Annotated in this window: 10 protein-coding genes; 3 read left to right on the forward strand and 7 right to left on the reverse strand. The window is 61.5% G+C overall.

All coding sequences use genetic code 11. The features are described 5' to 3' along the window. Positions 1–84 precede the first annotated feature (84 nt). Entirely contained in the window at positions 85–1,215 is a 1,131-nt protein-coding gene (locus tag PQR67_RS15040) for an ATP-binding protein (RefSeq protein ID WP_408460818.1), read from the forward strand. 22 nt (positions 1,216–1,237) lie between these two features. Here the strand turns inward: PQR67_RS15040 and PQR67_RS15045 are convergent, their stop codons facing one another. Together PQR67_RS15045 and PQR67_RS15050 are read right to left on the reverse strand one after the other, a co-directional pair. Then, positions 1,238–3,496, reverse strand: coding sequence for a patatin-like phospholipase family protein (locus tag PQR67_RS15045; RefSeq protein ID WP_408460355.1), 2,259 nt, complete (start codon positions 3,494–3,496; stop codon positions 1,238–1,240). A 240-nt stretch (positions 3,497–3,736) separates the two neighbouring features. Continuing rightward, positions 3,737–5,203, reverse strand: a complete 1,467-nt coding sequence (locus tag PQR67_RS15050) for a metallophosphoesterase family protein (protein WP_408460357.1) — start codon at positions 5,201–5,203, stop codon at positions 3,737–3,739. A gap of 355 nt (positions 5,204–5,558) precedes the next feature. Here PQR67_RS15050 and PQR67_RS15055 point away from each other — a divergent pair, with 355 nt between their 5' ends. Next, the gene (locus PQR67_RS15055) at positions 5,559–6,566 is read left to right on the forward strand and encodes a hypothetical protein (protein ID WP_408460360.1); all 1,008 of its coding nucleotides are present in this window, start codon (positions 5,559–5,561) and stop codon (positions 6,564–6,566) included. Continuing rightward, positions 6,563–6,946: a hypothetical protein gene (locus PQR67_RS15060; RefSeq protein ID WP_408460362.1), complete on the forward strand. Its 384-nt coding sequence runs from the start codon at positions 6,563–6,565 to the stop codon at positions 6,944–6,946. Before PQR67_RS15055 ends, PQR67_RS15060 begins: the two co-directional genes overlap by 4 nt. Before the next feature lie 132 nt (positions 6,947–7,078). Here PQR67_RS15060 and PQR67_RS15065 read toward each other — a convergent pair whose 3' ends face one another. The 5 genes from PQR67_RS15065 to uxuA all read right to left on the reverse strand — a co-directional run bounded on the left by PQR67_RS15065 (position 7,079) and on the right by uxuA (position 13,767). Continuing rightward, positions 7,079–7,471, reverse strand: a complete 393-nt coding sequence (locus PQR67_RS15065; protein WP_408460365.1) for a 2-oxoglutarate dehydrogenase — start codon at positions 7,469–7,471, stop codon at positions 7,079–7,081. A gap of 61 nt (positions 7,472–7,532) precedes the next feature. Further along, entirely contained in the window at positions 7,533–9,380 is a 1,848-nt protein-coding gene (locus PQR67_RS15070; protein ID WP_408460367.1) for a S10 family serine carboxypeptidase-like protein, read from the reverse strand. Positions 9,381–9,977: 597 nt separating this feature from the next. Further along, a complete protein-coding gene (locus PQR67_RS15075) occupies positions 9,978–11,195 on the reverse strand; it encodes a sensor histidine kinase (protein ID WP_408460370.1) in 1,218 nt (405 codons plus the stop codon). Positions 11,196–11,319: 124 nt separating this feature from the next. Then, entirely contained in the window at positions 11,320–12,642 is a 1,323-nt protein-coding gene (locus PQR67_RS15080; RefSeq protein WP_408460372.1) for an MFS transporter, read from the reverse strand. An 84-nt stretch (positions 12,643–12,726) separates the two neighbouring features. Then, positions 12,727–13,767 carry a mannonate dehydratase gene (gene uxuA / locus PQR67_RS15085; protein ID WP_408460374.1) on the reverse strand — a complete coding sequence of 347 codons (1,041 nt, stop codon included), beginning with the start codon at positions 13,765–13,767 and terminating at the stop codon, positions 12,727–12,729. Positions 13,768–14,042 lie beyond the last annotated feature (275 nt).

Raw genomic sequence — 14,042 nt, forward strand, 5'->3', positions numbered from 1 at the left:
CCGCGGCAAAGAAAGTAAGTGCCGCCCCGCACAGGGGCAACACCAATAGACCACTACCGCCAAAAAAGAAGCAAAGAGAAACAAATGCCACCATCAGCGGAGCAAAAGAAACTAAGCCCCTACCGCTATACCAAATGGCGCCTGCACCGTTTCCGCCGCTCCTGGACGGACACGCGGGCGGACAGAATCCCGAGCTGGTCGAGGCTATACCTGCGCGTCTACACGCGCCTGCTGACGCTAACAGTGGTAGTCCTGGCAGCATCGATAACCACCCTAAGCCTGACACTAAAAACCTCGCCATCGATCTGGCAAACGCTGACAACAGCAAAAGCATCGATCCCAATCGCATTGGTAACCCTACTGCTACCAGCAATCTCCGCTTACCGCTGGATGCGCCCTGTCTGGCTAGACCTGGTCATGGTCCGCGAACGCGCAATCGACTTCACTGGCGGACGCTTCAACACCCGCGCCCGCGAATCGCACAGCGTCATCATCGGCCCGTTGGCCCGCACACTCAACGCCTTGGCCGAGCGTATGGAACGCCTGATCGCCGCGCAGCGCGAACTCACCAACGGCATTTCCCACGAACTGCGCACACCGCTCGCCCGCGTGCGCTTCGCACTGGAAAACCTCCGCGAGCCCGCTTCCGCGGCCGAATACAACAGCGCATTGGCGAGCATCGGCCAGGACGTCACCGAACTCGACGAGCTCATCGACATGAGCCTCACCTACGCGCGCCTCGAATACAGCTCCCTGCAATCGAATCTTGAATCGACCGTGCTGGCGGCATGGTTCGACGGCCAGATCACCGACGCCACGTTGCTTTACGCGGACAAGCAACTGGATGCGCAAACCGACGTCGACACGTCGCTACGCGTCGTGATGGACAAGCGCCTCATGTCCTACGCAATGAGAAACCTGTTGCGCAACGCGAGTAAATACGCGCATTCGCAGATCATGGTCGGCCTGAGCGTCAAGCACGGCAACGTGGAAATTTATGTGGAAGACGATGGCACAGGCGTGCCACCCGAGCAGCGCGCGCGCATTTTCGACGCCTTCGTGCGGCTCGATCGGCAGACCGGCGGCTATGGCCTGGGTCTCGCGATTACGCAACAGGTGCTGCGCGCCCATCACGGCCGCATCGCCGTCACTGATCCCTTGACGCTGAGCGGCGCGCGCTTCGAAATGAGCTGGCCGGTAGGTACGGTGGCGTGAAGCACGCCGCTCCTGGGCAGCGTCAATAGGTGTGGCCCAACTGGAAGTAGAAGTTATGGCGGCCGCCCGGTGCGAACGCTATACCCAGATATATCGGACCGAATGAACTGGTCAACGCAGTGAAAATCGTCACGCTGCGCTTCAGCGATCCATTGCCGAAATCCGAATCGCGGTTCCAGACGTTGCCGGCTTCAATACTCAGCCCTGCGAACAGGCCGCGAATCGGCGACGCGTTGAACGTGGCAAGCTGATTCATGTACGTGATCTGGCCATACGCCATCGAGTTGCCGGACAACTGGTCGGCGGCGTAAGCCGACAAATGCTGGAAACCGCCCAGCGTGAAGCCGAACGGATTGGTCAGATTGGTGCCGCCGAAGTCGTTACCCGCTTCGATGCTCGCGTTGATGCTGTGCCGCCCATAGCTCGCCGCGACGAGGCCTTTGCCGTAGACCTCGGTGAAACTGTCGCTACCCGCGAACAACGAACGTTCTACGCGTAGTTCGCCGAAGTAACCTTTGCGGGCAAACAGCGGATCGTCGAGCTGGTCGATCACGAGACGTGCGCGCGCGCTAAGCTGCCGCCCGTAGATATCGGGGAACAGCAGCGGCGAGCTGGCCACATCGAAGTCCAGCGGCAAGTTATATTGCGGCGCCGCGAAACCATGCGCATAGGCCACGCCGATCCGGAAGTCGCCGAGACGCGAGATCGGTATGCCGAAGTCGAGCCCGGCGCGCTGAGTCTGCAAGAGGTATTGCGTGACCTTGACGTTGCCGGAGTCGTCGTAGAGGTTGGCATAACGGCGCTGAAACTCGACATAAGGCGCGACGTAATAACCGAAAGAAGTCGACAGCGGTTGCCGCAACTCCGCATGCAGGTCGATCAGGTCACTGCCGACGGTCCCGTCCACGCGTCCTTCCAGCCCGGACGAGGTGAGCCATGGCCGGCGATAACCGAGATGCAGCCGGAAACCGCCTTCATCCGTCGAACTACTCGATAAACCGAGTCCGAACAGCAGGAAATTCGGTCCCCATTGCTTCTGCTGCGCGGCGATGACGAGCTTGTGTTCGTCGCCGTCGTCGACGAGTTGCTGGCTCACGCTGGCGAAATCGCCCGTATTGGAGAGCGCCAGCAAGTTCTTGTTCAGCGCGGCCGGATCGTACACGTCACCGGGTTGGACGTGCAACGCGTTGCGAATGCGCGACTCGGGCACCGCGCCTGGCGACTGGATCTCGATCTGCGTAATCCGTACCGGACGCATGGCGGGCGTACCGTGCCGGGCGCGCCACGCGGCGTAATCGGCGGGCGAGAGCGCCAGATGCTGAAGCTGCGGCAGCGCCGCACGCGTGGCGGCGGCGCCGGCTGCGATCGCCTGGCTCGCGTTGGCGAAATCGGTGAAGCTCAGCGAGCCGAGCGCCGGTTCGATCAGTACGTCGCCGGCTTGCAACTGCTCACGTTGGCGCGCAACGTTCTGGTGAATCAGAATGCCGATCATCTGCTGCATCACGTCGGCGGGTGAAGCCAGTGCATCCAGCGGCCGCAACGGTGAACCGATATCGACGGCGATTACGACGTTCGCGCCCATGTCGCGCGCCGTTTCGATAGGCAGATTGCTGACAATGCCGCCGTCCACGAGGGTACGCCCGTCGATATCGGCCGGCGCGAACAGGCCCGGCAACGCCATGCTGGCGCGAATCGCCTGCGGCAGCGAACCGTGATCGAGCACGACCTTCTGGCCGGTGCGCAGATCGGTGGCGATCGCGCGATAGGGGATGGGCAAGCGGTCGAACGGAACGTTGCCGGGGACCGCGGAGGTCCAGTCCTGCAACAGCGCCTGCAGGCGATTGCCCTGAATGAGCCCGACCGGCAAGCGGAAACCGTTGGCGCCGTAACCGAGCGAGAGGCTGTTCACGTACAGCCGCTCGTCCTCCCGGCGCGATTGCGGCAGATCGGCCCGGTCGGTGATATCGAACGCGATGTCGGCGAGATTGATCCCCGCGAGGCGGTTTTGCATGTCCTGCGCCGTCATACCGCTCGCGTACAGGCCGCCGACCACCGAGCCCATGCTGGTGGCGGCGATGCAATCGACCGGAATGCGATTTTCCTCGAGTACCTTCAACACGCCGAGGTGCGCATAGCCACGCGCGCCGCCGCCCGACAGCACGAGACCGACGGAGGGGCGGCCGGCCGGACCGGCTTCGGCGCTACAGGCGGATTCGGCCGCGTGAGCGGGACGTGCGAAGGCGGCGATACCGCACGCCAGCAGCACGACAGTGCAGCGCAAACGAAGAACGATAGGGCGGCGGCGCCCGCGCACCGCCGTTTGTTGTAGTTGTTCCCGCGCCACCGCTCGACCCACCCGTTTTTTGTTCTGGAAGAAAACCGAGAGATTACATGGTTTTGGCCCGGTAAAAACAGGTGACATCGTGTAAACGCGGGTTTGCGAAAAATCGTAGTCGCAGCGCCCGACATGGCCTGCCTCGCGCCTTGCATGGGAGCCGGGCGTCGACGCGAGGTCTCGCCACTAGCGGCGTACCAAAGCACGTACGGCTCTCGCCGCCAGCGGATGTCCCATATCCGGCGCAACAAAATGCGCCACCTGGCGCCCGGCGAGGTCGACCGTCACGTAATCGTTCGGCGCTTTCGTGTTGAGACCGTCGGACGCCGAGTGATACTCGATCCGTAACTGCGCGGCGGTGACGACGATGCGCAGATAGCCGTAATTGGTGTCGTCGTAGTTTTCCAGCACGACCTGATCGGTGGTGGCCGACGCCGCCTGCATGATTTGCGGCGCGCGGATGGCGGGCGCACCCTGCGCCGCGAGCTTGACCAGACCGTGTCCGCCGTTGCCGCACACCAGGTAGGGAATCTGCGTGCCGTCCGCGTTTCGGGTGCGTGTGAAGCGCTGATAATTGTGGGCGTGGCCGGAAAGGAACGCATGCGGCCACACGCCGTTGGCTTCGCAGATCGTATCGATCTGCGCCAGCATGTCGACGCTCGATCCGTGCCCGCCCGCGCTATACGGCGGGTGATGGTTCGCGATCAGCAATGCGCCGTTGAACTTCTCGGCTTTGACGCGCTTGAGCGCGGCGTCGAGAAAGGCGAGCTGCGTACTGCCGATTCCAGGGCCTGAAATCACGCCGGGATCTTCGAGCGTATTGCTGTAAATCACCAGCACGCGCACGAACGGCGCATCGAATGTAAAGAACACGCCCGGCTGGATTTGCGCCGTGCGCGACAACCCGCCGGCTTCGGGCGCCACGGAGAAGCTCTCCGCACAAAAATTTCGCAGGTATGCGGTGAGACTGGCGGCGTGCGCTTCCGGCGAGACCATGCCGTCGTGATTGCCGGCGCAGGCGAGGATCGGCGCCGGATAGCCTCGATACGGTTCGTAAAACTGATCGTAATAGTATTGGCCCTCGCCGAAGTTATAGACGACATCGCCAAGCAGCAACGCGAACTGCGGCACCTCGCTGGCATTGGCTTCATTGAAGTCGGCGGTCAACTTGTCGGCTACTTCGTTTTGAGTGGCCGGCCCCTTCGTACTGCCGCAATCTCCTAGCGCGTGAAACACCAGTTGCCCGGCGGCCGTGATTCTGTCGATGGCGCTTGCGTTGCCGCCCATGACTTCAGTGAGGGTGAGCTGGGGCTCCACGCCGCCTCTCGGCGCGGGAAACGGCAACGGAAACAGCTTGTGCTCCGCATTGAGCAAGTCGATTTCCTTGTAGGCCGCGTCGTCCGACGGATGGGGTACACGAAACACCGTTGGGTCCGCGGTCGGCTGCGGCTGCGCGAATACGGGCTGGTCCAGCATCCGCGGCCGCAGCGCTGTCGCGGCGGCCGTCCAGGCGGGCTGTTTTGAGCCGCTAGCGAGCGCGGTGGCCTTTTTTCCGGATGCGGCGGTCTTGCTCGCCGACTGTCGTTTGCCTTCTGCTTTCGCCGTGCTTTCTTTTGCCTTGGCTTTGGATTTCGACTCGCGTTTTGTCGACATGAGCGCCTCTTGAAGAGTAAGCGGGGTGACAAGTCAGCGGCTTGCGCCGTTGCATCCATCGAACCCTACGACACATGTTTTGCGGAAAAGTGTCGCGCGGTGTCGAACAGGGTTCGCTGCCGTTGACGTGTTTGACGCCGCGCGCGGTGCGGGACCAGCCCGGCCCGGAACAATTTATGTCGCGCTATGTCACGGCCCCTTCGAGTTGCCCGCAAACTCTTGTCCAGTGGGCCTCTGTCGCAGTGAAACAGGGTGACATATCTTCACTGGTGATTAAGGCCGCGGGTCCTTCTATAGTCCGTTCGTCGCCACGTCGCTGTGCGCAAAAGTGGCCCGAAATCAGGAAGGACATACCGTGAAAAACTGCTCGTTCATCGTCCCGGCCACTGCCGCGTCACACACCTCCGTGACGACCGCCGTATCCGCACGCTCCGTGTTGCGCAAGCTTGCACTCAGCGCGACCGTCGCCGTACTCGCGCTCGGCAGCGCGTCGGCTTTCGCCTGGTCGCAACATGGCACGGCCTACACTTCGCGCGGCACCTACAACGGGGCGCGTTACGGCTCATGTGGCGGCGGCAGTTGCTCGCATGCCGGTGGCGTGGCCGGTCCCTACGGTGGTCTGGCGACCAACACCGGCACCGTGACCCGAACCGCCCCAGGCCAGTTCTCGAATTCAGGCACGGCGACGGGGCGCTACGGCAACCAGGTCCAACACGCCGGCGACACCAATTGCGCGGGCGGCACCTGTTCGCATACCGGCAGCCTCACCGGACCGGACAGCAAAACCGCCACCACGTCTGGCGATGTGACCAGAACAGCGCCTGGCCAGTATTCGTCGTCCGGCTCGGTGACGGGCTCGAACGGCAACACCGTCAATCATTCGGCGTCCACCAGTTGCGCGGGCGCTTCGTGTTCGCGTTCGGGCACGGTGACGGGTTCTGATGGCGGCACGGTGAATCACGCCGGTACGGCGACACGGGTTGCGCCGGGTGTCGTGACGACGTCGACTAGCGCAACGGGAACACGTGGCAACACGGTGACGACAAGCGGGACGGTCGTGACCACGGGCGTCGTCACCACGGGCAGTACGACGGTCGTGGTGGCAGCCAAGCCGGTCGTCGTGGCGCCGCCGCCGGTCGTCGTGGCGCCGCCGCCGGTTGTCGTGGCACCGCCGCCGGCTGTTGTCGTCCCGCCGCCGGTTGTGTATGTGCCGCCGCCCCCGGTTGTCTACGTCCCGCCGCCCCCGCCGCCTGCCGTCTATGTCGCTCCGCGCGTTGTTTATGTGGCGCCGGCGCCGCGTCCAGTCGTGTGGGTGCCAGGGCACTGGGTCGGCAATGTCTGGGTGCCGGCGCACTGGTCATGAGTGAAAACCTGCGAGCGGCAGCCCGCGATGAGGCCGGGCGCTCCGGTCCGCAGCGGATGAGCGGGCAGGCAAGCGCGCGGGTGCTCCGGACACGTTTCAACGTGCTACGTACGCGGACCTTTTGCAAGCTAGGCGTGGTGGCAACGATGATTGTGGCTGCCGGTGTGGCGATTGCGGTGGGTGGGGGCGTCTCGCACACTGAAACGTATAGCGTGCGTCGCGCGATTGAACGTCAACAGGATTGTTCGGCGAAATACGCAGCGTTGCTCGATCTCGCCGAATTGGCGAGACGCGACGGCAAATCATCCGAGGTCGTGGTGCGCGGGTTGAGCGATCGCGGCGGCGTAATGAATGGTTGTTTGCCTGCCGGCAAGGAGTGAAAGTTTGCCTGCCGGCAAAGGCGCAGATTGACTGAAAAAATGAAACTCGAAACATGCGCGCAGCGCGTTCCGTTTTGCTAAAAGTGGGCGCTCCAGGTTTTCAAACCAGAAGCGCCCGGCCATACCGCTCTGTCAGCGGCCCTGCTGCTGAAGATACTGCCTGACGTCGCCCAGGGTCACACTCCCTTTATGGTTTGAATCGATCTGATCGAAGTGCTTGGCGACATAGCCGAGCCCCGCTGCCTGAGCCTGAGTTTTCGTGACCGCCGCACCATTGCTAAGGGTCGTATTCGCCCCCAGCCGCGCTTCGAGCCGCTGCTGCGCTTCCTGCTGCAATGCCGTGCCGGTCGAGGGCGTGACGGGCGCTACACGGTTTTGAGGAAAGAACGGACCGTCGACACCTCGAGCCCCATTTGGCGGCGTGGCCGGCGCTACCGCTTGCGGCGGTAACGCGTACGCATTGCCAATCAGGCATCCGAGGACGAGTAACGGGGACACACGCCGCAACATATCGAAAAGGGACATGATGACTCGCATTGATTGAGTGAATAGAGTATCGCGAACGAGGCGCATCGCGTCGGTTCAGTCAGGGTGCCGTGGCTTGCGCCGCGGCGGTAGCGGTCGGCTGACTGGCGGCGCTCTCGTCGCGCCACGGCGGGGGCAGTGTCCAGAGCGCGAGCGCATCCGGAATCGGCGTGCCGCGATAGAAGCGCACCAGATCCCGTTTCATCCTCGGACGGGCGACGTCATCCAGGTAGATCATGTGCCCGCCCTGGAAGAAGTTGACCTGCAAGTCAGGATTCAGACCGGGCACTGTTTGCAACCGCGCCAGTTGCTTCTCGGTATTGAAGAACGGTGTGGCGAGATCATGAAAGCCGTTTTCCGAGAGCACCTTGAGTTGCGGATTGAGCGTCAGCGCGCCCAGCAGATCCGGGATCGTGTCGGGCAGAGGCTGTCCGTCATGCGAGAAATCCCACACGTTGATGATGTTGTCGTTCAGCGGCAAATAGGTCGCGTTCGGCGCCGTATATCCGAGGTAGTCGGGCATCTGCGTCGCGAGCGCCGTGGTGAACGGCTGGGAGATCAGGATGTCAGACGGGTCCCCGTCGTTTTGCAGGCGTGGATCCGAATTCGGCAATGACACGCGCCCGTCGTACCGGCCGATCGTCGTGCCGGGCAGGAGGCTCGTCGAGAACGGGTTCGCGCCGAAATAACCCTGCAGCGCCTGGGTGGTCAAACTGGATGGGAAAGTCCACGCCTGAAGCGTCTGGTTGCTCGGAAACACCGGCGTACCCAGGGCGTCGGGTATGCCGAGCTGACTGAGCACCCACGATTGCGAATACCGTCTGAACTGGTTGTAGGCCGCCGTGACGAACAGGCTCGTCTGCAGTGCGTAGAGGTCCTGATTGAGTGGCGCTGGCGACACCTGGTTGTAGTAAGCGGCGACTTCCGCGTAGCCAGGGAAATAGCCCGCCAGCGTATCCGTATCCAATGCCAGTGCACTCGTCGAGTTCGTAATGGCGACGGCCTCGATTGCGTCCGCGAAATAGTTCAGGATTGCAGACTGAAGGACGATGCCGGTCAGATGCACGCCGGCCGATTCGAGCGCCAACGCGAGCATATCCGTGCGAGGCGTACCGTATGATTCGCCGTACAGATAAATCGGCGAAGTGGCACGATTGTTGACCGTCAGATAGCGCTGAATGAAGTCACGCATGATGTTGACGTCTGCGTCGGTCGTCCAGTACTTCTGGTTCGTATTCGGCAGAATCGCCTCAGAAAGACCGGTTCCGGGTGGATCGATGAAGACCATGTCCGTGGTGTCGATCAGGCTGTCCTTATTGTCGACGAGCGGATAGTTCGGCCAGTTCCCGAACACCGGGTCGGGCGTGGCGACCCGCGTCGGCGCGAACGAGCCGAGCCGCAGCCAGATGGAGGAGGAGCCCGGACCGCCGTTGTAGACGAACGTGACAGGCCGCGGCGAGCCGTTCGGACCCGGCGCGGTGTACGCGACATAGGACATCGTGGCTTCGGGGTTGCCGCTCGAATCGGTGGCCGTCAGATGGCCGGTGGTCGTGGTGTAGTTAAGCGGCGCTCTGCCTGACTTCCACTGGTAGTGCATGACCGCGGCCTTCTCCGACGCCTGAGCCGGCGCGAGACCATCTGTGGCGTTGCCTGAATACGCAACCGGGTCGATATAGGTTTGATTGACCGCTGATGCCTGCGATTGCGCGGCGGCCTGTTGGGCGGTGAGTTGCTGGTTCGCCGCGGTTTGCTGCATGCTCACAGCCGTGCCTGAAGAAGACCCGCCGTCTCCTCCGCCGCAACCTCCGAGAAGCATGATCGCGACCGCTAAGGTTCCCATGGCCGGCAGCCTGCTCTGGCGATAATGGTGATGATGGCTATGGCCGGTAAGACGCTCGTCTCGTTTCATCTCTATCCTTGGTGGTGGGTTCAGATACCATTTCACAAAGGCCGCTCGCGCCGGAAAAAATAAATCGGAGTTCGAAATATTGACGGTGAATTGTCGGCGTGCAGCGGTTGAGACCAACATGCTTCAAAGCGCATAGATCTGTATCTCTATGCGGTATGCGTAGAATAACTAAATATCTGGATCAGATATTCCGGTGCTTTTGAGAATACGTTTCCTTAATCGGATATTCGTATATTGGCGGCAGAAGAAAAATAGGTGACGCCACTGCCGTTTGTCAAGGACGTGCCGAGTTTCCGTAATTGCAACTTCGGAAAGTTGCACCTCAATACGCGCGTGAGTCGGCGCGTGAGTCAGCGTTTGAGTCGGCGTTTGAGTCAATTAACCGGCTCGGGGAACCGACGTGAGTTAACTGGCTATTTATTACGGATTAAAATATTTTTGTTTGTTAATCGTAATAATTGAATTGTGCGAGGAGCGTATCGGCAAGCGTATCGAGACGAATGCGCGTATATCCCGCTTCCGGTGCGATTTGGGAAATCAGGCGGGATAAATTTCTACCATTCGCGCGTCTCGTGTCTCCATCGCGTCTGTGCGGGTTCATTCGGTTTCGCCCGGCGCCAGCGGGAAGTGGATTTCGAACGTGGTTCCCACGCCTTCGTGTGACGAAAAATCGATCTGCGCGTTCAACCGGTGGCAAAGCTCCTTGACGATTGCAAGGCCGAGGCCCGTGCCGGGAATATCGTCGCCCGCAGCACGCTCGAATTCGTTGAATACCCGTTGCGCGTCCGAAGGTGCAATGCCCACGCCAGTGTCCGATACGCGAATCACCCAGTGCTCCGCGCCGGCCGTCGCGAAGGCCAGTTCGATCTCGCCGGACTTCGTGTACTTTGTCGCGTTGGAGAGCAGATTGACGGCAATCTGCTTAAGCTTGAGACGATTGGATGTGACCTCGGATAGCGCCGGATCGAACGTCGTGTGCAATTTGAGTCCCTTGGCCTCGATTGCCGGACGCGAAGAAGCGACAAGTTCATCGTATAGCCCGCGCAATTTGACCTGTTCGCTCGCGAGTGGCGTGTCGTCGCCGAGTACGACAGAGTACTCGACCATCTGATCGACGAGCTGCTTCATGTCCGAGGCCTGCCGGTTGGCCAGCGCCAACGCTGTGTCTGCCTTGGCGGGCGCCCGTGCGATCAGTTGCAGCGCAATCGAAAACGCGTTCAGAAAATTGCGCAGATCGTGGACCACGCTGCGGGTGATCTGCATGCGTGATTCGTAAAGATCGCCAACCAGCCGCTGCTTGAGCACCAGTTCGTGATTGACGCGTTCGAGCCTGCCGGTGTACTCGTCGATCTTGCGATCCCGCTCGTTGATCGCCTCCCTGATCGACGTGAGCGTCACCATGCTGAGGGTTTCGGCAACCATGCGCCGCGCCCGGCCTTCGTGGCGGCGCGTGAAGGTGCTGTCCTGGCCGGCGAATTCTTCGAGCGCTCCATCGAGCACCTGGTGAAACAGATCGAGTTCGCGTACGAGTTCCTCGATCCGATAGCCCTGACGCCAACGGACCATGCCGTGTTTTCTCGCATCGCGTTCTAGCGCGTGCTCAACGTGTTCGAGGTCCTCGACGTCGAGCGCGCGGCACAGTCCTTCAAGAATGTCCGGCAGGTGATCGGCGAGTTGCTGATACGTGAGCTTGTCCGCTTCGACGAGGTCGACATCGCCGAAAACGCTTTTCATCCATTGCTCGGTCAGGCGGGTTCGATGCTCACGAATGAAATCGGCAAATTTGCGCAGCGGGCTAAGGTGTGCATCGGTCATATTGGGCGCATCGGCGTGAGATTTCCGACCCATTATCACCGCAATTTTTGATAGTGGAACATCTCTTGCAGAAGCCTGGCGAGATCAACATAAAGTTTGACGCGGCGGCCTCTGATACGGCGATTCAAGTGGCTCCGTGCCCGGCAATCTTTTCCGTTCGAGCGCGTGGAAGCAACGGCAACGGTTCGACCTTACCGACCACGAACAGATACGACAGGGCGCCAACCACGCATAGCGAGCCCGCAACCATCAGCGGAATCACAAACGAACCTTTGGTGATCGCCAGCATGACGCCGGTGAACGTGGTGATGAAAATACCGGCGAGATTCCCCGCAAAGTTCTGAATGCCGCCGAGCGATGCCACATGAGCGGGTGTCGGCGCGACCTCGCCAACCAGAGTCCAGACATTGGCGCCGGCGAACGACAAACTCGCATAGGCGAGGGCGAACAAAGCGAGGCACGCCCACGTGCTTTGGACAAGCACCGAAAGCGCGATCGACGACGAGAGCAGCATGCCGATCACAAGGCACGTCTTGCGCGCCGCGGTGGCGCTCCAGCCCCGTTTGAACAGACTGTCCGATACGAGGCCGCCAAGCCAGCCGCCCGGAATGGCCAGCAGCGCCGGCAGCATGCCCCACGTTCCGAGCGACGCGAGCGAAAATCCCCGCGACTGCAGCAGGTAACTCGGGAACCACGTGATGAAAAAGTAAATCGCAAAGTTGAGGCAGAACAGCCCGATCATCATGCCCCACACCGTGCGGTAACGAAACAGGTCGAGCCACGACACGGTGCCGGCGCTTTCGGTGGTGCCGACCGTGCTGACAGCGGCGGGCGCGGCGCGCTGCGCCAGCAAGGCGTCGACAGCCGCGGGCGCAATCGCCCGGTAGCGCTCAGGGTCACGATAGATGAACCACCACGCGAGCGCCCACACAACGCCGAGGCCACCTGTTATCACGAACGAACCGCGCCAGCCGACGATGGAAATCAACCACGCGACCAGAGGCAGCGAAAGCGCCGATCCGACACGTGAGCCGCTGTCGAAAATACTGCTCGCGAGGCCGCGCTCGCTGCGTGGAAACCAGTTGAACGCGACCTTGGCGAACGACGGAATCGCCGCCGCTTCACCCACGCCGAGCATCAGCCGCACGCCCACGAGTTGCGCGAGACCGCGTGCCGCACCGGTCGCAATCGTGAAGGCCGACCACCAGCCCACCGCCAGCGCCAGGCTCACGCGCACGCCGACCTTGTCGATGAACCAGCCGGCCGGCAGTTGCAGGAATGCGTAAGTCCAGAAGAACGCGCTAAGCACGAGCCCCATGCCGACAGCGTCCAGACCCAGCTCGGCCCGAATGCTCGGTGCCGCGATCGCCAGATTGGCGCGATCGACGAAGTTGATGACGTTGGCGAGGAAACACATGAAGATCATGGTCCATCGGATGCGTGGCATGGAAGTCTCCGTCCGGAGTTGTGGTTATGACGGCGCCGGCCGGGCAGTCCGCCGGCGCCGTTTATCGAGCGTTTTATCTGGGCTTCAGGACAGCTTGTCCATCGCTTCCCACAAGCCGTTGATGTAGACGGCGCCGAGCGCGCGGTCGTACAAACCATAGCCGGGCTTGCCCGTTTCGCCCCAGATCATGCGGCCATGATCGGGACGGAAATAACCGGTGAAGCCGGTGTCGTGATAGGCCTTCACGATCGCGGCGATATCCAGCGAACCGCAACTGGACAGGTGGGCCGATTCTTCGAAATCGCCCTCCGGCGTGATCTTCACATTGCGGATGTGCGCGAAGTGAATACGCCCCATGCCGCCGAATTCGCGCACGAGCGCTTCCACGTTGTTCTGCGGCCCGGCGCCGAGCGAGCCGGAGCACAGTGTCAGGCCGTTCGCCGGCGAATCCACGATCTTGACGATGCGCGCAAGGTCGTCACGGTTCTTCACGATACGTGGCAGTCCGAAGATAGGGCGCGGCGGGTCGTCCGGATGAATGGCCATCTTCATGCCGCATGCTTCGGCAACGGGAATGATCGCTTTCAGGAAATATTCCAGATGCTGCCAAAGCCTGGTTTCGTCGACCTCGCGGTACTCGGCGAGCAAGGCCTTCAAGTGCTCGGGCTTGTAGCTCGAATCCCAGCCGGGCAGTGCAATGCCGTTGTTCGGGTCGATCTCTTCGATTTCTTTCGTGCTGAAGGCGAGGCACGTCGAACCGTCTTCGAGCGTTTTCGCCAGCTCCGTGCGGGTCCAGTCGAACACCGGCATGAAGTTGTAGCAGATCACCTTGATGCCGGCTGCCGCGAGGTTCCGGATGGTCTGCTGATAGTTGGCGATGAGACGCTCGCGCCCCGGCTTGCCGAGCTTGATGTCTTCATGCACGGGCACCGATTCGACGACTTCGAAGCGAAGGCCGGCCGCTTCGATCGTCGACTTCAGTGCGGCGATCTTGTGCATGGGCCACACCTCGCCCACGGGCTCGTCGTAGATGGCGGAGACGATATCCGTCATGCCGGGAATCTGGCGAATGTACTGCAGCGTGACGGGATCGGATTCACCGTACCACCGGAAAGACATCTTCACGACTTCACTCCTTTGATTGACCGCGCAGGCCTTGCTGATTGGGGACGGGAACGCGTGGTTCGGTCTCCCGATTCAACCGGATTATGATTGGTTGACCAATTTGATGCGATAGTGGTTTACCAGTCTATACCCGAACCGAGCCTTTCCTGCCGGGGACGAGAGGGCGGCTGGCGGCGGTTCGAGTGACGTGAAAGGGGCCGGTGCACGAAACTGGTGTACCATTTTCCGGCGAGGGCCGAAGGTGGCGCCTCGGCATGCCAATCCGCGAGCACTTG

This window comes from Paraburkholderia fungorum (assembly GCF_046026025.1).
Classification (GTDB): Bacteria; Pseudomonadota; Gammaproteobacteria; order Burkholderiales; family Burkholderiaceae; genus Paraburkholderia; species Paraburkholderia fungorum_E.